The sequence below is a fragment of the Actinopolymorpha sp. B11F2 genome (genome assembly GCF_040195635.1).
Taxonomy (GTDB): domain Bacteria; phylum Actinomycetota; class Actinomycetes; order Propionibacteriales; family Actinopolymorphaceae; genus Thermasporomyces.
Genome location: NZ_JBEFTX010000016.1, coordinates 95,611 through 115,206 on the forward strand (window position 1 = coordinate 95,611; position 19,596 = coordinate 115,206).

The 19,596-nt window shown below is 68.0% G+C and carries 21 protein-coding genes; 18 read left to right on the forward strand and 3 right to left on the reverse strand.

Annotation, left to right across the window (positions count from 1 at the left end; translation table 11 throughout):
- The first annotated feature begins 41 nt into the window (after window positions 1-41).
- Both ABN034_RS25515 and ABN034_RS25520 read left to right on the forward strand, forming a co-directional pair.
- Window positions 42-605, forward strand: a complete 564-nt coding sequence (locus ABN034_RS25515) for a YqgE/AlgH family protein (protein WP_349693511.1) — start codon at window positions 42-44, stop codon at window positions 603-605.
- A gap of 64 nt (window positions 606-669) precedes the next feature.
- Window positions 670-939, forward strand: coding sequence for a DUF3039 domain-containing protein (locus tag ABN034_RS25520; RefSeq protein WP_349327193.1), 270 nt, complete (start codon window positions 670-672; stop codon window positions 937-939).
- 170 nt (window positions 940-1,109) lie between these two features.
- Here ABN034_RS25520 and ABN034_RS25525 read toward each other — a convergent pair whose 3' ends face one another.
- Window positions 1,110-1,262, reverse strand: coding sequence for a hypothetical protein (locus tag ABN034_RS25525; RefSeq protein WP_349693512.1), 153 nt, complete (start codon window positions 1,260-1,262; stop codon window positions 1,110-1,112).
- A 253-nt stretch (window positions 1,263-1,515) separates the two neighbouring features.
- On the opposite strand from ABN034_RS25525, the gene ABN034_RS25530 reads away from it, so the two are divergent.
- Complete coding sequence (locus ABN034_RS25530) at window positions 1,516-1,911, forward strand: VOC family protein (protein ID WP_349693513.1); 396 nt, start codon at window positions 1,516-1,518, stop codon at window positions 1,909-1,911.
- Window positions 1,912-2,054: 143 nt separating this feature from the next.
- On the opposite strand, the gene ABN034_RS25535 is transcribed toward ABN034_RS25530, so the two are convergent.
- Window positions 2,055-2,390 carry a hypothetical protein gene (locus tag ABN034_RS25535; RefSeq protein WP_349693514.1) on the reverse strand — a complete coding sequence of 112 codons (336 nt, stop codon included), beginning with the start codon at window positions 2,388-2,390 and terminating at the stop codon, window positions 2,055-2,057.
- 291 nt (window positions 2,391-2,681) lie between these two features.
- On the opposite strand from ABN034_RS25535, the gene ABN034_RS25540 reads away from it, so the two are divergent.
- The 6 genes from ABN034_RS25540 to ABN034_RS25565 all read left to right on the forward strand — a co-directional run bounded on the left by ABN034_RS25540 (window position 2,682) and on the right by ABN034_RS25565 (window position 7,828).
- A complete protein-coding gene (locus tag ABN034_RS25540; protein ID WP_349693515.1) occupies window positions 2,682-4,460 on the forward strand; it encodes a DEAD/DEAH box helicase in 1,779 nt (592 codons plus the stop codon).
- Window positions 4,461-4,609: 149 nt separating this feature from the next.
- On the forward strand, window positions 4,610-5,254 hold the full coding sequence (locus ABN034_RS25545) for an O-methyltransferase (RefSeq protein ID WP_349693516.1): 645 nt from the start codon (window positions 4,610-4,612) through the stop codon (window positions 5,252-5,254).
- 75 nt (window positions 5,255-5,329) lie between these two features.
- Window positions 5,330-5,668: a hypothetical protein gene (locus tag ABN034_RS25550; RefSeq protein ID WP_349693517.1), complete on the forward strand. Its 339-nt coding sequence runs from the start codon at window positions 5,330-5,332 to the stop codon at window positions 5,666-5,668.
- Window positions 5,668-6,675, forward strand: a complete 1,008-nt coding sequence (locus ABN034_RS25555; RefSeq protein ID WP_349693518.1) for a WXG100-like domain-containing protein — start codon at window positions 5,668-5,670, stop codon at window positions 6,673-6,675. The genes ABN034_RS25550 and ABN034_RS25555 overlap by 1 nt, the downstream gene beginning before the upstream one ends.
- Window positions 6,675-7,307 carry a pentapeptide repeat-containing protein gene (locus ABN034_RS25560; RefSeq protein WP_349693519.1) on the forward strand — a complete coding sequence of 211 codons (633 nt, stop codon included), beginning with the start codon at window positions 6,675-6,677 and terminating at the stop codon, window positions 7,305-7,307. The genes ABN034_RS25555 and ABN034_RS25560 overlap by 1 nt, the downstream gene beginning before the upstream one ends.
- 29 nt (window positions 7,308-7,336) lie before the next feature.
- Window positions 7,337-7,828, forward strand: a complete 492-nt coding sequence (locus ABN034_RS25565) for a YbaB/EbfC family nucleoid-associated protein (protein WP_349693520.1) — start codon at window positions 7,337-7,339, stop codon at window positions 7,826-7,828.
- Window positions 7,829-7,988: 160 nt separating this feature from the next.
- Here ABN034_RS25565 and ABN034_RS25570 read toward each other — a convergent pair whose 3' ends face one another.
- Window positions 7,989-8,483, reverse strand: a complete 495-nt coding sequence (locus ABN034_RS25570) for an Lrp/AsnC family transcriptional regulator (RefSeq protein WP_349693521.1) — start codon at window positions 8,481-8,483, stop codon at window positions 7,989-7,991.
- A gap of 195 nt (window positions 8,484-8,678) precedes the next feature.
- On the opposite strand from ABN034_RS25570, the gene hppD reads away from it, so the two are divergent.
- The 9 genes from hppD (at window position 8,679) to ABN034_RS25615 (ending at window position 19,548) form a co-directional block, all read left to right on the forward strand.
- Window positions 8,679-9,998: a 4-hydroxyphenylpyruvate dioxygenase gene (gene hppD, locus ABN034_RS25575; protein ID WP_349693522.1), complete on the forward strand. Its 1,320-nt coding sequence runs from the start codon at window positions 8,679-8,681 to the stop codon at window positions 9,996-9,998.
- 70 nt (window positions 9,999-10,068) lie between these two features.
- A complete protein-coding gene (locus ABN034_RS25580; RefSeq protein ID WP_349693523.1) occupies window positions 10,069-10,602 on the forward strand; it encodes a CHRD domain-containing protein in 534 nt (177 codons plus the stop codon).
- Window positions 10,603-10,808: 206 nt separating this feature from the next.
- Window positions 10,809-11,771 (forward strand): quinone oxidoreductase family protein, encoded by a 963-nt coding sequence (locus tag ABN034_RS25585; protein WP_349693524.1) that lies wholly within the window; start codon window positions 10,809-10,811, stop codon window positions 11,769-11,771.
- Window positions 11,772-12,040: 269 nt separating this feature from the next.
- On the forward strand, window positions 12,041-13,435 hold the full coding sequence (locus ABN034_RS25590) for an FAD-binding oxidoreductase (protein WP_349693525.1): 1,395 nt from the start codon (window positions 12,041-12,043) through the stop codon (window positions 13,433-13,435).
- A gap of 352 nt (window positions 13,436-13,787) precedes the next feature.
- Complete coding sequence (locus tag ABN034_RS25595; RefSeq protein WP_349693526.1) at window positions 13,788-15,572, forward strand: ABC transporter substrate-binding protein; 1,785 nt, start codon at window positions 13,788-13,790, stop codon at window positions 15,570-15,572.
- A 55-nt stretch (window positions 15,573-15,627) separates the two neighbouring features.
- Entirely contained in the window at window positions 15,628-16,635 is a 1,008-nt protein-coding gene (locus ABN034_RS25600) for an ABC transporter permease (RefSeq protein WP_349693527.1), read from the forward strand.
- Entirely contained in the window at window positions 16,635-17,669 is a 1,035-nt protein-coding gene (locus ABN034_RS25605; protein WP_349693528.1) for an ABC transporter permease, read from the forward strand. Before ABN034_RS25600 ends, ABN034_RS25605 begins: the two co-directional genes overlap by 1 nt.
- 8 nt (window positions 17,670-17,677) lie before the next feature.
- Window positions 17,678-18,691, forward strand: coding sequence for an ABC transporter ATP-binding protein (locus ABN034_RS25610; RefSeq protein ID WP_349693529.1), 1,014 nt, complete (start codon window positions 17,678-17,680; stop codon window positions 18,689-18,691).
- Entirely contained in the window at window positions 18,688-19,548 is an 861-nt protein-coding gene (locus ABN034_RS25615; protein WP_349327216.1) for an ABC transporter ATP-binding protein, read from the forward strand. The genes ABN034_RS25610 and ABN034_RS25615 overlap by 4 nt, the downstream gene beginning before the upstream one ends.
- Window positions 19,549-19,596 lie beyond the last annotated feature (48 nt).

The window sequence follows — 19,596 nt, forward strand, 5'->3', positions numbered from 1 at the left end:
GTCCGCTCGTCTGACGGCGTCGTACGCGGGATCATGAACCTATGAGCAAGGAGTACTACACCGGGCAGCTCCTGGTCGCCTCCCCGGTCCTGCGCGACCCGAACTTCGCACGGAGCGTCGTTCTCCTGCTGGACCACGACAGCGACGGTGCACTGGGCGTCGTCGTCAACCGGCCCACCGAGCTGCCGGTCACGTCCGTGCTCGAGTCGTGGACGGGCCTGGTCTGCGAACCCGACGTCCTGTTCCAGGGCGGCCCGGTGGCGACGGACTCCGCCCTCGGCCTGGCCGAGTTGCCTGCGGGTCTCGGCGGAGGCCCGGTCGGGTGGAAGCGGCTCTACGACCGCCTCGGGCTGGTCGATCTCGACGCCCCGCCGGAACTACTCGCCGGTGGTCTCGAGGTCCTCCGGGTTTTCGCCGGATACGCCGGGTGGGCGCCTGGCCAGCTCGAGCTCGAGATCAAGGACGGCGGGTGGTACGTCGTGGACGCCGAGCACGGTGACGCGTTCACCGCTGATCCCGCCGGCCTCTGGCGCCGCGTCCTCCGCCGCCAGCGGGACGAGCTGGCCCTGGTCGCGACGTTCCCCGACGACCCGACCATGAACTGACACCCGACCGCCGGGGCCGCGCGACCCGTGATCCCGGTGGCCACCCGTGACTACACTGGCCGGCGTGAGTACGCAGCTGAGCCCCGGTGCACAGACGGTCGAAGAGACGCGCACGGTCCCGTCGCACGGCGACGACGGCGATCACGAGCGCTTCTCCCATTACGTGCCGAAGGACAAGCTCGTCGACGCGATGGTCACCGGAACCCCGGTGATCGCGCTCTGCGGCAAGGTGTGGGTGCCGAGCCGGGACCCGGAGAAGTATCCGGTCTGCCCGGAATGCAAGGAGATCTGGGAAGGCATCCCCAAGGGCGGCGACGGCGACGGCGAGTCCTGAGGTTCCTTCCTCATCCCCAAGAGCTGGCAGCAAGGGTGAGGGCTGACGATCCCGCCTCAGCCCAGAGCCGGCAGCCGCTGTGAGGGCTGAGGTTCCCGCCTCAGATCCCTGCCTCAGCCGAGGGTCACTGCCTCAGCCGAGGGTCACTGCCTCAGCCGAGGGTCACCGCCTCAGCCGAGGGCTGTCGGCGACTCGTCGTTCCACTGCCGGCGGCGTTCGCGGTCGGCACACACGGCCTCCCACGCGTTGCGCCGTGCGGCGCGGGCGTCGAAGCCCGGGAGTCGCACGGCGAGGCCGCCCACGAGACCGCGGGCGGCCGCCATGGCACTTCGCCGCGATGTGACTGCCGGTCTCCGCGTATGGGTGGTTGCGGTCGCGGAACGTGCCATGGCGGCCTTCCTTCCGACGGCGTTTACTGCTGCCCCCATGCTTTCCGCGCTATGTTGCGTCCTGATTGCCGCGCGGTCAAACGTCGTCGACGGCAGGTCGGCAAAACCGTGCCAGGCCAGGGGATTCGGCCGCAGTTCGTACCGGAGATAGCTGGTCGGCATCGGAACTGTGCGACAGGCTTCAGCCATGACTATCCGAATTCAGTGCCTGGTCATCGATTCGGGGGAACCTGCGGCGCTTGCCCGTTTCTGGGCGTCCGCACTTGGCTGGCGGGTGACGTACGAAGACGATGCCGAGTCGGTCGTCGAACCACCGGAGGACAGCGGCCTGGTCGACGTCGTACCCGACCTGCTCTTCGTCAAGGTCGCCGACGAAAAGCGCGGCAAGAACCGGCTGCACCTCGACCTTCGCCCGGCCGACCAGGACGCCGAGGTCGAGCGCCTGCTTGCACTCGGTGCGCGGCACGTGGACATCGGTCAGGCCGAGGCACGCTGGGTGGTGTTGGCCGATCCCGAGGGCAACGAGTTGTGTGTCCTCCCGCCGCGCCAGCCCGAGGCGTCCGCCCAGCGGGAAGGAGCCTGACCACGCGCTCGAGCCGGATACCGACCGAGTTCGTTGGGTGAGGGGCGCCTTCGTACGAAACGCGCTCGCGTGAGGGTGCCCTTGATCCAATCGGCCCCGCCGAACGACAGCGGCGCGAGGTGCCCCCGGACCGACAGGCAGCCTCAGGGTTGGGCTCGGGAACTTGCCTGGCGGTTGGTCCCTCCCGACACCGGCGCGGTCGTACGCCGCCGGGTCGGACGCCTGGTCGAACGGCCGGCGGGAGTCCCTGCCGGGTGTCTGGTCGCGTTGAGGGTGAGTTCGACCACGTCGTTCCACTGCTGGCGGCGTTGCAGGTCGGCGCAGACCGCCTCCCAGGCGTTGCGCTGCGCGGCGTCGCCGTCGAGGCCGGGGAGGCGGGCGACCATCCGTCCGACGACCCTCCGCGCGGTGTCCACGAAGCTTCGTGGTGCGGGTGGTACGGATGTCGCGCCAGACCCCGCTGCGGCATCGTCGGCCATCGTTGCTCCTCAGTGCGTCCCCCCGACATGGCGTGTGCGCCGAGGTCGGTCTCTGCTCCGATATTCCCCACACTCGGTTGCCAGATGATTACAGGTTGGTCAAGCCTCCTCAAGGAAATCGCCGAAGTTCCCGCCGCGTCGCGGAACCACCAGCCATCCACCTACCAGTGCGGCCCGGATATCAAACCGCCGCGACGGCAGGACCGTCCGGGCCCGGCGGGACATGTCCGCGGGCCGGGTTAGGCTCGCGCAGATTCGTCGGTATGTCCTGCTCGATCGGAAGGGACGGGTGTGACAGCGTCCGGGTCGACAAGCCAGCTTCGCCAGACCGCCGTTCCAGGACCGTGGGGACACCTCCGCGGATGGCAACAGGAGGCACTCGAGCGTTACCAGGCGGCCAGCCCGCGCGACTTCCTCACGGTCGCGACGCCAGGCGCGGGCAAGACCGCCTTCGCGTTGACCGTGGCCGCCGACCTGCTCGCCCGCCGGGTGGTCGAACGCCTCATCGTCGTCACCCCGACCGAGCACCTGAAACGCCAGTGGGCCGACGCTGCGACTCGCGGAGGGATCGCGCTCGATCCGGCGTTTTCCGGACGCAAGGGGCGCACCAGCCGCGACTACGCCGGGGTGGTCGTGACCTACGCCGGCGTGGCGGCGGCGACGCTCGCCCTGCGAGTGCGCTGTGAACGGTTCAAGACGCTCGTCATCCTCGACGAGATCCATCACGCGGCCGACGCGCTCACCTGGGGCGACGCGGTGCGGGAGGCGTTCGAGCCCGCGACCAGACGGCTCAGCCTCACCGGCACACCGTTTCGCAGCGACACCAACCCCATTCCGTTCGTCACCTATGTGTCCGACACCGACGGCGCGCCGCGCAGTGCCGCCGACTACAGCTACGGCTATGGGCCGGCACTCGCCGACGGGGTCGTGCGACCGGTTCTGTTCCTTGCGTACTCCGGCGATCTTCGGTGGCGCACCAGCGCCGGCGACGAGGTGGCAGCCAGGCTCGGCACCCCGCTCACCAAGGACATGGCGGCCCAGGCCTGGCGAACCGCGCTCGATCCGGCCGGCGACTGGATCCAGTCCGTCCTGCGAGCCGCCGACACCAGGCTCACCGAAGTACGCCGGCACGTGCCCGACGCCGGCGGCCTGGTGATCGCGACCGACCAGGAGTCGGCCCGCGCCTACGCCAAGATCCTCGGCAAGATCGCCGGTGAACGACCGGTCGTCGTGCTGTCCGACGAACCGAGCGGCAGCAAACGAATCGGGGAGTTCGCCGCCGACGAACGCCGCTGGATGGTCGCCGTGCGCATGGTGAGCGAAGGTGTCGACGTCCCACGCCTCGCCGTCGGCGTCTACGCGACCGCCACCCAGACGCCGCTGTTCTTCGCACAGGCGGTGGGGCGTTTCGTGCGGGCGCGACGACGTGGCGAGACGGCGTCCCTGTTCCTGCCGACGGTCCCGGTGCTGCTGCAGTACGCCGCGGAGATGGAGACCGTCCGCGACCACGTCCTGGGCAAGCCGGTCCATGACGACGACGACATCTTCGCCGCCGAGGAGGCGCTGCTCGCAGAGGCGGCGCGGGGCGACTCCGAGGCCGACCTGCTGGAGGAGAAGCGGTTCCAGGCGCTGGGATCGCAGGCGGCGTTCGACCGGTTGGTCTACGACGGCAACGAGTTCGGGGGAGAGCTGGGCGCGGACGAGACGGAGTTCCTCGGCATTCCCGGGCTGCTGGAGCCGCATCAGGTCAGCGAGCTGCTGCGTCGGCGGCGTACGTCTCCTTCGCCCTCCGCCGACGGGGCGCCGACGACGGGTGGGGCGGCGGCGGGTGGCTCCGCAGGTACGGAGCGCGCCGCGCCCGGTCCGGCGTACGAACAGTTGGGGGTCCTCCGCCGCGAACTCAATGGCCTGGTCGCCGCCTGGCACCATCGCACCGGCCAACCGCACGGCGCCATCCACGCCGAGTTGCGCCGGGTCTGCGGCGGACCGCTCGCGATCCAGGCGTCGGCCGAACAGTTGCAGGACCGGATCGACACGATCAGGTCCTGGGCTACCGCTCGCCGTTCCTGACGCGGGCCGGCCCAGGTGCGGGCCGCCCGGCGGTCCCGGGCTGGTCGGCTCGGGGGCGACCCACGACGCTGGCCAACATCCGCCCACGCCACGTGGTGTCGCACACAGTCGGCCACACCGCACCCACGATCGTGCTGTACTGCGGTCTCATGACCGAGCAGACATCGCAAGCCGCCCTTGACGACTATCTCGCCGGGCGGTTCTGGGCAGAAGACCAGCTCCTGAAGGACCTGCGCGCCGACATCGCCGCGCGTGCGCCGCGGATCAACATCAGCCCCGAGGCCGGCGCGACCCTCGCCACCCTGGTCCACGCCGTCAATGCCACCAGGATCCTCGAGGTCGGCACCCTCTTCGGCTACAGCGGGACCTGGCTCGCCCGCGCGCTCCCTGCAGGGGGCCACCTCGACACTCTCGAACTCTCGCCGGTCCACGCCGAAGCCGCACGGGAGTGGTTCGACCGGGCTGGCGTCGGTGACAAGGTGACCGTCCACCTGGGAGACGCGGGGGAGACGCTCGCGTCGCTGGATGGTGCGTACGACATGGTCTTCATCGACGCCGACAAGGAGGGCTACCCGAGCTATCTCGACCACGCCCTGCGCCTGGTCCGGCCCGGCGGGCTGATCCTTGCCGACAACATCCACCAGCGTGGCCGGCTGGCCGCTGCCGCCGAGGACGACGCCAGCGTGCGTGCCATCCGCACCTACGTCGAACGGATCGCCAGCGACCCGCGGCTGCGTTCGACCGTCCTGCCGCTCGGCGATGGCCTGTCGCTGACCGTCGTCTCCGCAACCTGACCAGGAGCGGCAGTTGTCCACAGCGGCCGTGAGCAAGATCATTGCGGAGCGCGCTGATCTTGTTACGGTTCCGGCATGGCGGAGGTCCATGTACGTCCCGAAAGCATCCACCTTGCGGCGCGCAAGGTGGACGGGGCGGGCCAGGACTGGGGCGAGTCCGTCGAGGGACTGACCTCACACATGGACGCCACCGGGGATCCGTACGGCGGCGACGGGCTCGGGAGTGCGCTCAAGGAGATGTACGAAGCGGCGGGCCCGGCCGCATTGACCTACTTCGCCGAGACCGGATTCTGCGTCGTGGAGACGGCCGTCGCCATGAACCAGCTCGCTGATGCCTACACCAGGGTGGAGGCGGACAACACCGAGCAGGCCACCAGGGTCGAGGCCATCCTGGACGGCCTGGACACTCCCTGATGGGTCTCGAACTTCCGCCCGGTCTCATCCAGGCCCTCCACTACGCCGGCTGCTACTGGCCGGAAGCCGACGAGACCGCGCTGCAGCGCTGCGGTGAGGCCTGGCTCGGCTTCGCCTTCAGCGCCGAGGGAAGCTCTGAGCAGGCGGTGCTCGCCGTCGACGGCATGGCCCGGGAGAACGAGGGACCGGGGATCGACGCGTTCGAGGACTACTGGGAGAAGGTCGCGGGCGAGCGCGGCTACCTCGTCAGCTCCGAGATCGTCGCCATCGGCATCGCGGTCGCGTTCTTCCAGGCGGCGATGCTGGTGCTGGTGCTGAAGCTGCTCGTCATCGTCCAGCTCATTGCCCTCACCATCATCCTCGCCGCCGCGATCGCCGCCGCGTTCTTCACGGTCGGCGCCTCGCTGGCCGTGGCGGCCGAGGCTGCCGTCACGGTGAACCGGGTGATCGTCATCGCCGTCCAACTCACGACCACGCTGGTACGCACGCTCGGTCCCGTGCTCGCACGGCTGGTCCGCGACCTCCTGAACGAACAGGTCCAGCGTCTGGATGGTCGGCCGATCCATGCGTCCGAGCACGGAGTCGATGCGTACGAGACCGGCGAGGAACGCGAAGAAGCGGCCCACGAGTACGAACGTCGCAAGCAGGAGCTCGCCGTCGACCCGGCGATCGGGGGAACGAGTCCTGGAACCGAACGCGAAGCCGAAGTGGCGCTCGGGTTGGAGGCGACGGGAACCATGTCGAAGCCGGTGACACGCGCGGACAACGAGCGAGCCGATTTCACCGAGGGATCGGGACAGGACTGGGACGTCAAGGGGTATCAGACTCGCGAGGAACCCGGCCGCACCTACGATCGAACCAGGGCAGAGACCGGCATCCAGAAGAAACTCGATCGAGATATCCATGTCGCCCTTGACACCAGCAAACTGTCCCGCGAGGACTTCAACGACCTCAAGGCCCTGGTTCAATCGCACCCTGAATGGTCGGGGAAGGTCGTGATCTACTGATGGCGGATGCGTTGTCCCAGGCGGAGTTCGATGCGTTGCACGCAGAACATCTGCGCTGGTACGAACGGCGGGGCGGCAAGGGTCCGATGGTGGTGAACGGCCTTTCGTTGCGTCTACTTGATCTGCGAGGTCGGCAGCTGAGCGAAGCCGAGTTGGTTGATGTCGACCTAGCGGAATCCGATTTGACTGGTGCGCAGTTTGCGCGCGCGAGTTTGATGGGTGCAAACCTGCGCGGTGCCCGGTTGGTTGACGCCGATTTCTACAAGGCCACTCTTGACGATGCCGACCTCACCGATGCCGACCTCACCGGTGCGCGGCTCGCGCGGGTCGACTGCGCAGGCACGGTTCTGGCGCGGGCGACCCTGGATCGCACCAATCTGAGTGCGGCGCTCTTCATGCGTACGGATCTTCGTGGTGCGCGGGTGCGGAATGCTCGAATGGATGCCACCTCGTTCGCCGACGCGCTCATTGGCCAGGCGGACTTCAGCGGGACAACCGGAACCGTCACCAGGAACGATCATGTCATCGTCGAGGACGACGGATCTCCGGTTGACGCGGTAGCGGCGTTGAACGCGGCGGGGGCGCAGGTGAGCGAGTTCGACCCCGACCAACAGCCGGAGAGCGGCGAATGAGCAACTCGTGGCGTGGCGGAGGAAGGCCGATGACGGACCCGTCTCGTGCGTCGCAGGACATCGTGAACCGGCTGCGCGAAGAGCTGGCGCGCCTCGAGCATGCCGCGCCACCGGATCAGCGGGACGCCGACCTGGAGGACGCCGCTGGCGACGCCGGCGCCGATCCAACCGGTGGCGCGGGGACGCCGACCGGCATCGGCGAGGCGCTCGACGGGAAGGTACGGATCACGGTGTCGGCTGGCCACGTCAGCGAGGTCGTATTGGAACCGCGTGCCCTGCGTACGCCGAGCGAGGAGTTGGCCGCGGCGATCCGTGACGCGACCAACGCGGCGATCGATGCGCAGAACGCCGAGGTGACCTCCGGCCTCCCCGGCGTCCCTTCGCTGGCGGATCTCACCAGCACCCTCGACGAGTTCTCCGCCGAGTCGCTCAGGGCGATGGCGGAGTCGAGCCGGGGAATTCGTGACGCGATCGCGACCGTCCAGCGGATCGCTGAGCTCCACCGCCGCCGCCTGACCTAGGGCGTGTCTGATGGATCACGATCGGCTCGCGGCGTCCCGCATCCCGCCTGGCTGCGTTCTCGTCGATCGGCGCACAAGACCAGTGCGCCTTCCTCCTCGGCCTTGCCAGCCGGGCGCGGATACGCCGCTCACTGATCGATCGTGATCCATCAGACACCCCCTAACTGTCGGGCGACGCGGATCCATCCGCGGCCTTCCCGAGCAGCGGTAGAGCGCGCGCGGGCACCTGCGTCGCCAGCGCGATCACGGTGGACGTACGCACCACACCTCCGCCGGCGAGCACCTCGTCGAGTACCCGCTGCAGGTCGGCGTTCGAACGCGCGACGAGCCGGACCATCATGTCGGCGCTCCCGGTGATGGTGTGCGCCTCCAGCACCTCCGGGATCGTCCGAAGGTGCTGGGCGACCACCGAGTGCCCGACGCCTTGTTGGAGCTCCAGCGTCGCGAACGCCGTCACGCCGAACCCGAGCGCTTCGGCGTCGATCTCGGGCCCCCATCCACGCACGACACCGCTGCGCGTGAGCCGGTCGAGCCGGGCCTGCACGGTGCCGCGCGCGACGCCGAGTCGGCGGGAGGCCTCGAGGATGCCGACCCGCGGTTCCCGGGCGAACAGGGCCACGATCTCGGCGTCGAGCCGGTCGACGGGTCCGGGCACGTTGTGCGCCTCCACAGCAAGGTTCCGCGTGAGTCAGGACAAGCCGGCCTGGGAATGGGCACCCTGGACAGTGTGTCGCCTCATTCTGCCGTATGTCTGAACAGTATGACCAGCCAAACCTCAGGCAGTTGCGCAAGTTGCTGACGTCGGACCAGGCTCGCGGCAGGAAGAGGCCAGCGAGAACAGGAGGCCGCCATGTCCGACAGCGACCGTTTCGCCGGTAGCCGTATCCCCAGTGACCGGGGAGACGCCCAGATCGGCGAGGCCACCAGCATCCCCGAGCAGGCCAGCCCGGGCTCCAGCGCGCTGACCCCGCGCGAGCGGTCGGCGGATCTCCGTCTCGACCAACTCCGCGAGCTCGTCGGCCTGGTCGACTATGACGCCTCCCATGATCCTTTCCCGGTGACCGGGATGGACGCCGTGGTCTTCTGCGTCGGCAACGCGACTCAGACCGCGTCCTTTTACCAGCTCGCGTTCGGCATGGACCTGGTGGCCTACGCCGGGCCGGAGACCGGATACACCGACCCCGTGACCGGGCGATCCGATCGCCGGTCGTACGTCTGCGAGTCCGGATCGGCGCGGTTCGTGTTCGAGGGCGGCGCCACTCCGGACAGCCCGCTGCTCGACCACCACCGCAGGCACGGCGATGGCGTCATCGACCTGGCGCTGGAGGTGCCCGACGTCGACAGGTGCATCGCACACGCCCGCGCCCAGGGCGCCACCATCCTGCAGGAGCCGTACGACGACGCCGACGCACACGGAACGGTCCGCCGCGCCGCGATCGCCACCTACGGCGAGACCCGGCACAGTCTCATTGACCGCTCGCGCTACTCGGGCCCCTATCTACCCGGTTACGTCGAACGCCGTACGACCGTGACCCGCCCGCCCGGGCACCCCAGGCGGTTGTTCCAGGCCGTCGACCACTGCGTCGGTAACGTCGAACTCGGCAGGATGGATTACTGGGTCGAGTTCTACCACCGGGTCATGGGGTTCGTGAACATGGCGGAGTTCGTGGGTGACGACATCGCCACCGAGTACTCCGCACTCATGAGCAAGGTCGTCGCCAACGGAAACCACCGGGTGAAGTTTCCCCTCAATGAGCCGGCCGTTGCCCGGAAGAAGAGCCAGATCGACGAATACCTCGAGTTCTACGCGGGGCCCGGATGTCAGCACATCGCCCTGGCAACCAACGACATTCTCCGGGCGGTCGACGTTCTCCGGGCGAACGGCATCGAGTTTCTCGCCACTCCAGCGTCGTACTACGAAGACGAGGAGCTGCGAGCCCGCATCGGTTCCGTACGCGTACCCGTCGAGGAGTTGGCGAGGCGCGGCGTCCTTGTCGACCGCGATGAGGACGGCTACCTTCTCCAGATCTTCACGACGCCGGTCGGTGACCGCCCGACGGTCTTCTACGAGCTGATCGAACGGCACGGCTCGCTCGGATTCGGAAAAGGGAACTTCAAGGCGCTCTTCGAAGCCATCGAACGCGAACAGGAACGCCGCGGAAACCTCTGAGCGCACACCTTTGCGCAGAAAGCTTGAACCTTCTGCCTGGTGGGCACGTGCCCCTCGTGAATGATCCCGGATGGTCCGGGACTCGCGCGAGGAGGAAATGATGCGCGCATGGTGTCTGCGGACAGTGGTGTTTCTCGCCGGCATGGGCGCTGTCCTTGCCGCCGGGGTGGTACCAGCTCAGGCGGCGACAGCGGCGGGGAACGTGGACGCGCGGTCCCATGGGGGAACCGTGCTGGGTGCCGTTCTGACCGGCGCGGCGGAGGTTCCGGGCCCGGGAGACGACGATGGTCGCGGGCTCTTCGTCGGCAAGGTCAAGGGCGACCTGCTCTGCTATGTGCTCGTGGCTCGCAGGATCGAGGAACCGATGGCCGCACACATTCATGTCGCCCCGGAAGGGGCAGCTGGCCCGATCGTGGTGGGCCTCACCGCTCCGGTGGGCGGCTACTCCGCCGACTGCATCCGTGCGGTTCCCGATGACCAGAACTCCACGGCCACGCTGTCGGAGAGCGAACTGGCGTCGATCCGGTCCGACCGGTCCGGCTTCTACGTCAACGTCCACACCGCAAGCTTCCCGGCGGGCGCGATCCGCGGTCAGCTGTTCTGACGCCGGCACCGAGCGTCTGTTCTGACGCCCGTACCCAGCGGCGCGCTGTAGTGTGAATAGGGCCCTTGTCAGCATCCGTGCTCCAGGGGCCCTTTCGCTGCGTACTCCTTGCCCGGCGTACTGCCGAAAGTTTCGGCGCGGGGCGAGGATGCGTCCACGACATGACATGACGATGACATGGCCGACGATCGCAGAGAGGTGATGTGGTGCGCGCAATCCATGTCCGGCAGCACGGTGGACCCGAGGTACTGGTACTCGCCGACCTCCCGTCGCCCAAACCCGGGCCTGGCGAAGTCCTTGTCGACGTCGCGGCCGCCGGCGTCAACTACATCGACACCTACCACCGCAGCGGGCAGTACCACGTCAAGCCGCCGTTCGTCCTGGGCAATGAGGGCGCGGGGACCGTCCGCGCACTCGGCGAGGGCGTCACAGGAGTCAAGGTCAACGACCGGGTGGCCTGGACCGGCGTACTCGGGTCCTACGCCGAGCAGGCCGTCGTTCCTGCCCACAAGCTCGTCCCGCTTCCCAGCGGAGTCTCGGAGGAACTTGCCGCCGCGTCCCTGCTCCAGGGCGCGACCGCCCACTATCTGGTGAAGTCGACGTACGAGATCCAGCCCGGCGACTGGGCGCTCGTCCATGCCGCCGCGGGAGGTGTCGGCCTCCTCCTCACCCAGATGGTGAAGCTGTGCGGCGGGCACGTCCTCGCCACCGTGTCGACGCCGGAGAAGGCCGAGCTGGCCCGTCAGGCCGGTGCCGACGAGGTGGCCAGCTACGACGAGTTCGTGAACCGGGCCCGGGAGTTGACAGGCGGCGAAGGCTTCCCGGTCGTCTACGACGGCGTGGGCCGCAGCACTTTCGACGGAAGCCTCGACGCGCTCCGGCCGCGGGGAATGATGGTCCTGTACGGCGCGTCGAGTGGGCAGGTCCCCCCGCTCGACCTGCAGCTGCTCAACACCAAGGGCTCGCTCTACGTCACCCGCCCGACCCTCGCCCACTACACCCGCGACCGCGACGAGTTGCTCGACCGGGTGGGCGAGGTCTTCAGCTGGATCGGCACCGGACTCCTCTCCGTCCGGATCGGCGGGCGCTATCCGCTCACCCACGCGCGGCGCGCGCACGAGGACCTGCACAGCCGGCGTACGACGGGGAAACTCGTGCTCGTGCCCTGACCACCGAACGCCCACAGGGCGACCTGCCCAGCGCCCGACTCACCGCCTGGCCCAGCGCCCGACTCACCGCCTGGCCCAGCGCCCGACCCGTCGCCCGGCCCAGCGCCCGGCCCGTCGCCCGGCCCGTCGCCCGGCCCGTTGCCCGCCGCGAATGACCACGCTGAGCAGGCCTGTGGTACCTGGAACAGGCGTCGACACCTGTCTGGCGTACACAGGCCTGCTCAGCGTGGTCATTCGCGGCCGGCTGCGTCGCCCGTACGGTGGGTCCTATGACCCAGGAGGCTCCGTTCACCGATCTTGTCGCCGAGCTGTCCGGCCGCCTGCCGGCTGAGGTGGTCGTGACCGACCACGACCGGCTCACCTCGTACCAGCGGGACATGGCGTCGTTCTGCCCAGCGGGAAAGCCGGTCGCCGCGGTGCTGGCCAGGGAGGTCGCTCATGTGCAGCACGTTCTCGCGGTGGCGTCCCGGCACGGCGTACCGGTAGTTCCCCAGGGTGGCCGGACCGGTCTCTCCGGCGGCGCCAACGCGATCGACGGGTGCATCACCCTCTCGCTCGAACGCATGGACCGGATCGTCGAGATCGACCCGGCGAACCGGATCGCCGTCGTCCAACCGGGGGTGAAGAACGCCGTCCTGTCCCGGGCGGTCGCCGAGCACGGGCTCTTCTATCCGCCCGATCCGTCCAGCTGGGAGATCTCCACGATCGGCGGCAACCTCGCGACGAATGCAGGTGGCCTGTGCTGTGTGAAGTACGGCGTCACCAGCGACTTCGTACGTTCGCTCGAGGTGGTGCTCGCGAGCGGCGAGGTCCTGCGGACCGGCCGGCGTACCGCGAAGGGTGTCGCGGGCTACGACCTGACCCGGTTGTTCGTGGGCTCGGAGGGAACGCTCGGCGTCATCACCGAGGCGACTCTCGCCCTGCGACCGGCAAGCCACGAGCCGCGCACCGTGGCGGCGCTGTTCCCCACGGTGGCGGCCGCAGGTGATGCCGTGGCGCGGGTGGTGGCGGGGCGCCATGTGCCGAGCCTGCTGGAGTTCATGGACCAGGCGTCTCTGCGGGCCGCGAACGCCTATCGCCCCATGGGCCTGCCCGAGCATGCCGCGGCCATGCTGATCGCCCAGTCCGACGCGGCCGGCGACCAGGCGGGTGCGGACATCGCAGCCACGGCGAGCGTCTTCGCCGACGCCGGCGGGTTCGATGTGGTCGAGGCCGACGACGCGGCTGAGGGAGAACTGCTGCTGGCGGCCCGCAGGGAGATGCATTTCGCGCTCGAAGAGCTGAGCACCGGCCGCCTCATCGACGACGTGTGCGTCCCGGTCAGCCGGTTGGCCGAGTTCGTCCAGCACGTGGAGAAGGTCTCGGCCGACGTCGATCTCACGATCGCGGTCGTCGGCCACGCGGGCGACGGGAACGTCCATCCCAATGTCGTCTTCGAAGCCGGCGACGAGGACCAGGTGCGCCGGGCGCGTCAGGCGTTCGACGAGATCATGCGGCTCGGACTGGCGATGGGCGGCACGGTGACGGGGGAGCACGGCGTGGGGATGCTGAAGCGGGACTGGCTCGCTCAGGAGCTCGGTCCGGTGTCATTACGGGTGCATCACGACCTCAAGCGGATGTTCGACCCGGCGGGCATCCTCAATCCCGGGAAGGTCCTCGCCTGAGGACGCGCAAGTCGGTGGAAATCCTGGGCCCGTGAAATCCCGGACGACGGGCGTGTCCCCTGTCCAGAGACGGTTCGGACGACACGGGTGCGCGTTCATGCCTTGACATCAATTCTGGCCGCATCCGGTCGCCAAATACCGACGGCGATTGTGCGAATTCAATTCGTAGCCAAAGGCAGTCGAAGTACAAGACTTGTCTCCGTGTCTCGAACGCAACGAAAGGATTTCGTTGCGGCGTAGTTCTGGTTTCCCAAACTCGTTGGCCGTAACCTGCTGGGCATCCAGCACCCGATGACTGCGCGTGAGGTTTCTCGCGTCGCGAAGGCCAGGGTTTCCGAAGGGACGTGCAACGATGTCTGAGTTCGGTATGGCGCGGCGGTCGCGCCGCCAGTTCCTGCGCGGCGCAGTGCTGGCCAGTGCTGCGGCGGGGATCGGGGGCAGTGCGCTGGCGGCCTGCGGCCAGGGTGGCGCCGGAGGCGGCGACTCGACGGGGCGGGCGGGCGAAGAAGGCGAGATCCTCTTCATCGCGGGCTTCCAGTGGGGTCCACAGAGCCACTTCAATCCCTTGGGGCAGGCGACCGCCTGGCCGTGCGGGCAGAACAACATGCAGCTCATCTACGAAACCCTTGTCCGCTTCAACCTGCTCACCGGAAGCCTGGAGCCGGGCCTGGGCACGGAGCTTCAAGAGCCCGACGAGAACACCTTCGTCGTCCCGCTCCAAGAAGGAACCACGTGGCAGGACGGCAAGCCACTTACTGCCGATGACGTCGTCTACACCTTTGAGCTGGCCAAGCAGCACACCGAGTTGTCCTATGCGTCGTTCTGGGACTACGTCGACGCCGTCGAGGCCAGCGATCCCGCCACGGTGACGGTCAGGCTCAGTCAGAAGACCTACAACCCCGCCCTGGTCAAGAACAACCTCGCGACGACCTACATCCTGCCCAAGCATGTCTGGGAGCCCTTGGAGAAGCAGGGCAAGCCGATGGGCGAGCACGAGAACCTCGAGCCGGTCGGATCCGGACCCTACAAGCTCGGCGCCTACAACCAGCAGCAGACCTCGCTGGATCGTTTTGACGACTACTGGGGCAAGACTGTCAACGGCGGACTGCCCAAGCCGAAGCGAATCATCCACCCGATCTTCAAGGGAAACCAGGACGGCGACATCTCGTTCGAGCGCGGTGGCGTCGACGTGATGCAGCAGTTCACTCCGCGCATCTGGAAGATGTGGGAAGACAAGGACCTCGCGGTCTCCACGTGGTTCAAAAAGGAGCCCTACCACGTTCCCGGCGGCATTCCCATGCTGGTCATCAACACCACCAAGAAAGGCCTGAACGACCCACAGGTTCGCCGAGCTCTCGCCTTCGCGATCAATTACGCCGATATCGCTGACAAGGCGATGTCGCGGTATTCCCAGCCGGCGAACTCCAGCGTCATCCTTCCGGTCGGCGCGGAGGAGAAGTTCTTCAACCAGGAAAACGTCGACGCCAATGGCTGGACATACGACCCGGAGCAGACCAGGAAGATTCTCGAAGACGACCTGGGCGCCAAGAAGGGATCGGACGGCATCTACGTGCTGCCCGACGGCACCCGCCTCGGACCGTGGACGGCGCAGTGCCCGACGGGATGGAGCGACTGGCAGCAGGCGCTGCGGATCGTCGCGGCCAACGCGAAGGAAGCTGGCATCGAGATCCGTACGAAGTTCCCGCAGGCACCGGCCGTCACGACCGCCGTGCAGGCTGGCGACTTCGACGTCGCTCTGTGGGGCGTCGCCGCCACGAGTGCCGGTACGCCGTGGCAGCGCTTCCGCGATGTCCTCGACGATCGCGGCGTCGCCAAGCTCGGCCAGCCGGCGTTCTGGAACTACGGCCGGTTCTCCGATCCCGCGGTGGCGAAGTTGCTCGACCAGGCAGCGGCAGCAGACGAGGCTGAGGTCGGCGACATCTACACCGAGCTCGACACGATCTTCATGCAGAACGCGCCGATGGTCCCGCTGATGTACCGGCCATTGGAGTTCTTCGAGTTCAACGAGGTCAACTGGACCAACTTCCCGAGCGAGGACAACGACTACGCGCCACCGATGTTCCAGGGTGCCGGTGTGTCGTGGCTCTACAAGATCAAGCGCCTGTCGGAGGCGTGAGTCGTCGCCGGAAGCTCACGCCCATGACACCTGCCCGCGGACGTGAAGGAGCGCAATGCGGCTGCGGAACTACCTGGTAGGCAAGACGCTCTGGTACGTCGGCGCGCTCCTCGTGGCGATCGTGCTGAACTTCCTGCTGCCTCGCCTGGTACCCGGCAACCCGGTCGACGCGATCGTCGCGCAGCTCGGCCGGTCGGGCACCCAGGCGGAGGCACTCAAGCGGATCCATGAGCACTACGTCGCGGAGTTCGGCCTCAATGACCCGATGTGGCAGCAGTTCATCACCTACGTGGTCAACCTCCTGCACTTCGACATGGGTACGTCGTTCGCGCTGTACCCAGCGAAGGTCGAGGGCCTGATCCTCGAGGCGTTGCCGTGGAGCATCGGGCTCCAGCTGCCGGCCATCCTCATCGGCTGGCTGGTGGGCAACGCGCTCGGCGCGATCGCGGCGTTCAAGGGCGGATGGTTCGACCGCGGTGCGTTTCTCGGCTCGCTGTTTCTGTCGAGCATGCCGTACTACTGCCTGGCGATCCTGCTGCTCTACGGCTTCGCTGTCGCGCTGCCGATGCTGCCGCCCGGCGGCGGATACGAACCCATCCACACCCCAGCGCTGACATTCGCCTTCATCATCGACGTGCTTCGACACTATTGGTTGCCGTTCTTCTCGCTCGTCATCATCTTCGTCGGCGGGCAGGCGGTGGGCATGCGGTCGATGGCGATCTACGAGCTGAACTCCGACTACGTCAACTACGGTCGTGGGCTAGGACTGCCCGACAAGCGAATCGTGCGCTACATCTTCCGCAACGCGATGCTGCCGCAGGTGACGGGTCTGGCGCTGTCGATCGGCACCCTGGTCGGTGGCTCTCTGATCACCGAGATCGTCTTCTCCTATCCAGGGATCGGTTATCTGTTGTTCAGCGCGATCGGACAGAACGACTATCCGGTGATCCAGGCGATCACCCTGATCGTGGTCGTTGCGGTGTTGGTCGCCAACTTCCTCGTCGAGGTGGCCTACGGCTTCGTCGATCCACGGATCCGGGCGGCACAGGCAGGTGAGCGCTGATGCGGATGGTCCGGTTCACACCGCGGTTCTGGATCTCGGGGCTGTTCTTCCTCCTCGTGGTGGCGTTCGGCATTCTCGGCCCGATGTTCTTCGGCGGAAAGATCGGTGAAAGCGTCGGAGGTCAGTACGAACCACCGTCAGCGCAGGCATGGCTCGGCCTCGACGATCTCGGGCACGACATCTTCACCAGCCTGATGTTCGGGACCCGCACCTCGCTCATCATCGGCCTCGTGTCAGGAGCGGTGGCGACGTTCATCGGCGTCGCCATCGGTCTCTTCGCCGGTTACCACGGTGGCGTCCTCGAAGAAGCGCTGATGGGTGTCACCAACGTCGCGCTCGCGATTCCCTCGATCGTCGTCCTGATCCTGCTCTCGGTCGCTCTGGACTTCCGGTCGATCTTCGCGATGGCCATCGTGATTGCCATTACCAGCTGGCCGTGGACCGCGCGGGCCGTGCGGGCCCAGGCGAGCAGCGTCAGGACCCGCGAGCACCTCGACGTCGCCCGGTTGTCGGGAGCAGGCACCTGGAACATCCTGCTGTGGGACGTCCTCCCGTACCTCATGTCCTACATCGCCATGGCGTTCGTCCTCCAGGTGTCGAGCGCGATCCTCGCCGAGGCAGGGCTGTCGCTGCTGGGACTCGGCCCGAGCGACGGTGTCTCGCTCGGCATCATGCTCAACTGGGCGCTGGTCGGTGAGTCCCTGCGCACCGGGGCATGGTGGGCCTTCGTACCTCCCACGCTGCTGCTCACCCTGGTGGCGTTCACCCTTCTGATGCTGCAGTCGAGCCTCGACGAGGTCTTCAACCCGCGGCTGCGGCGGGGGCAGAGCCTTCGCCGGACCGGCGGCGGTGCGGGTGCCGCACTGGCGCAGGTGGGAGTCGTGGGTGAGAGTGCGCTACCACCGGAACCGGAGCCGGAACCGGTCGCTCTCGACGCCGGCGATCTGCCAGGACCCGGAGCCGACGATGGATCGCCCGGGCCGAGCAGGTCGGCGTCCGCGGCCGGCTCGAACGAAGGGGCGAGCAGAGGATGAGCGATCTGATGACGACGTCCACTCAGTCGCTGCTTCGGGCGAGCGGCCTCCGCGCCGCCTACAGCATCGGTGGCGGTCAGGTGGTGGCGGTCGACGACGTGTCGATCGACGTCCGCAGGGGCGAGGTCCTCGGCGTGGCGGGGGAGTCGGGGTGTGGCAAGTCCACGCTCGGCGCGGTCCTGTCGCTGACGGTCCGCCCGCCGTTGTTCGTGCTCGGCGGCGAGCTCGAGGTCGACGGTCAACAACTCGACCTCGGTCCCGACCGGAACCCGCCACGGGAGTGGCGCGGTGAGGTCGTGTCACTGCTGCCGCAGGGAGCCATGAACTCCCTCAGCCCGACCCTCCGGATCCGAGACTTCGTCTACGACGTGACCCGGGCACACCGACCTGGCGTCAAGCGGGACGAGGCCATCGACCGGGCCCGCCAGCGGCTGGAGCAGCTCGACCTGCCCGCCCGCGTGCTCGACTACTACCCGCACCAGCTCAGCGGCGGCATGAAGCAGCGCGTCGTCACGGTGGTGTCGGCCCTGCTCGACCCGCGCCTGCTCATCGCCGACGAACCCACCTCCGCTCTCGACGTGTCGTCCCAGCGCGTCCTCATCGAGATGTTGCGGGAGATGTTGAGCCAGGGGATCATCGGCGGCGTCATCTTCATCACCCACGACCTGCCCGTGCTCAACACCATCGCCGACCGGATCGCCATCATGTACGCCGGCCAGATCGCCGAGGTCGGCTACACCAGCGAGATCATCAACCGCCCGAGGCATCCGTACAGCGCGGCGCTCCTGTCCTCCGTCCTCGTCCCGGAGCCGCAGATGCGACGCACGAGGGTCCGGGGCATCCCCGGCGCGCCGCCCAGCCTCGCGAGCCCGCCGAGTGGCTGCCGGTTCCATCCCCGGTGCGGCATGGTGATGGACGTCTGCCGTACGGACGAGCCGCCCCAGGTGGGCGCGGGGCTGCGCTTCTCGCGGTGCTGGTGGGCTGACCAACATCCCGACGAGTCGGTGGAGGTGGGAGGGTGACCTCGCAGGACGGATCCACCGGCACGGCGGTCGACCAGTCGCGCGGCGTTGCGCGAGGAACGGCCGGCGACAAGGCACCGTTGCTCGAAGCCCGTGGCCTCAGCCGGACGTTCGGTCACGGCGCCAGTCTCGTCCGGGCTGTCGACGACGTGTCGTTCACCCTGGGACGGCAGGAAGTCGTCACCATCGTGGGGGAGAGCGGCAGCGGCAAGTCGACCCTGGCGCGGCTGCTGCTGCGCCTGCTCGACCCGACGGCCGGCACCGTGCACCTCGACGGCCAGGACGTCACAGCGCTGACGGGCCGGCGGCTGCGGACGTACTGGCGTGACGTGCAGGCGGTCTTCCAGGACCCGTTCAGTGCGTTCAACCAGTTCTTCACCGTACGTAGGTTGCTCCGCCGGTCGCTGTCCCTCGCCTCCGAAGCCGCCGGCGACGATGCCGAGGCGCAGATGGCGCGGGCACTCGAGCACGTCGGCATGTCGGCGGCCGAGGTGCTCGACAAGTGGCCGCACCAGTTGTCCGGCGGACAGCGGCAGCGGGTGATGATCGCCCGGGCCCTGATGTTGCAGCCGCGCATTCTCGTCGCCGACGAGGCCACCTCGATGCTGGACGCCTCGCTGCGGGCGAACATCCTCAACGTGCTCGGTGACCTGCGTACCGACTACGACTTGACGATCCTGTTCATCACCCACGACATCGGTCAGGCCTGCTACGTGAGCGACCGGGTGCTCGTCATGTGTCAGGGTGAGCTTGTCGAGCAGGGGCCGACCGACGACGTGATCTTCAACCCGCAGCACGAGTACACCCAGCGGTTGCTCGCCGACGTCCCCCGCCTGCACGAGAACATCCTCGACTGAGTGCGGGCCCTCGGGTCCCTGGAGAGTGACCCTGGGGCCGATATTGTC

Excerpts from the sequence above, each read along its gene's own strand:
- ABN034_RS25595 (WP_349693526.1), top strand. The coding sequence starts at position 13,788 with ATGTCTGAGTTCGGTATGGCGCGGCGGTCGCGCCGCCAGTTCCTGCGC.
- ABN034_RS25610 (WP_349693529.1), top strand. The coding sequence starts at position 17,678 with ATGACGACGTCCACTCAGTCGCTGCTTCGGGCGAGCGGCCTCCGCGCC.
- ABN034_RS25525 (WP_349693512.1), bottom strand. The coding sequence starts at position 1,262 with ATGGCGGCCGCCCGCGGTCTCGTGGGCGGCCTCGCCGTGCGACTCCCG.
- ABN034_RS25600 (WP_349693527.1), top strand. The coding sequence starts at position 15,628 with ATGCGGCTGCGGAACTACCTGGTAGGCAAGACGCTCTGGTACGTCGGC.
- ABN034_RS25580 (WP_349693523.1), top strand. The coding sequence starts at position 10,069 with ATGGTCCGGGACTCGCGCGAGGAGGAAATGATGCGCGCATGGTGTCTG.
- hppD (WP_349693522.1), top strand. The coding sequence starts at position 8,679 with ATGTCCGACAGCGACCGTTTCGCCGGTAGCCGTATCCCCAGTGACCGG.
- ABN034_RS25605 (WP_349693528.1), top strand. The coding sequence starts at position 16,635 with ATGCGGATGGTCCGGTTCACACCGCGGTTCTGGATCTCGGGGCTGTTC.
- ABN034_RS25530 (WP_349693513.1), top strand. The coding sequence starts at position 1,516 with ATGACTATCCGAATTCAGTGCCTGGTCATCGATTCGGGGGAACCTGCG.
- ABN034_RS25555 (WP_349693518.1), top strand. The coding sequence starts at position 5,668 with ATGGGTCTCGAACTTCCGCCCGGTCTCATCCAGGCCCTCCACTACGCC.
- ABN034_RS25515 (WP_349693511.1), top strand. The coding sequence starts at position 42 with ATGAGCAAGGAGTACTACACCGGGCAGCTCCTGGTCGCCTCCCCGGTC.
- ABN034_RS25550 (WP_349693517.1), top strand. The coding sequence starts at position 5,330 with ATGGCGGAGGTCCATGTACGTCCCGAAAGCATCCACCTTGCGGCGCGC.
- ABN034_RS25560 (WP_349693519.1), top strand. The coding sequence starts at position 6,675 with ATGGCGGATGCGTTGTCCCAGGCGGAGTTCGATGCGTTGCACGCAGAA.
- ABN034_RS25535 (WP_349693514.1), bottom strand. The coding sequence starts at position 2,390 with ATGGCCGACGATGCCGCAGCGGGGTCTGGCGCGACATCCGTACCACCC.
- ABN034_RS25565 (WP_349693520.1), top strand. The coding sequence starts at position 7,337 with ATGACGGACCCGTCTCGTGCGTCGCAGGACATCGTGAACCGGCTGCGC.
- ABN034_RS25545 (WP_349693516.1), top strand. The coding sequence starts at position 4,610 with ATGACCGAGCAGACATCGCAAGCCGCCCTTGACGACTATCTCGCCGGG.
- ABN034_RS25590 (WP_349693525.1), top strand. The coding sequence starts at position 12,041 with ATGACCCAGGAGGCTCCGTTCACCGATCTTGTCGCCGAGCTGTCCGGC.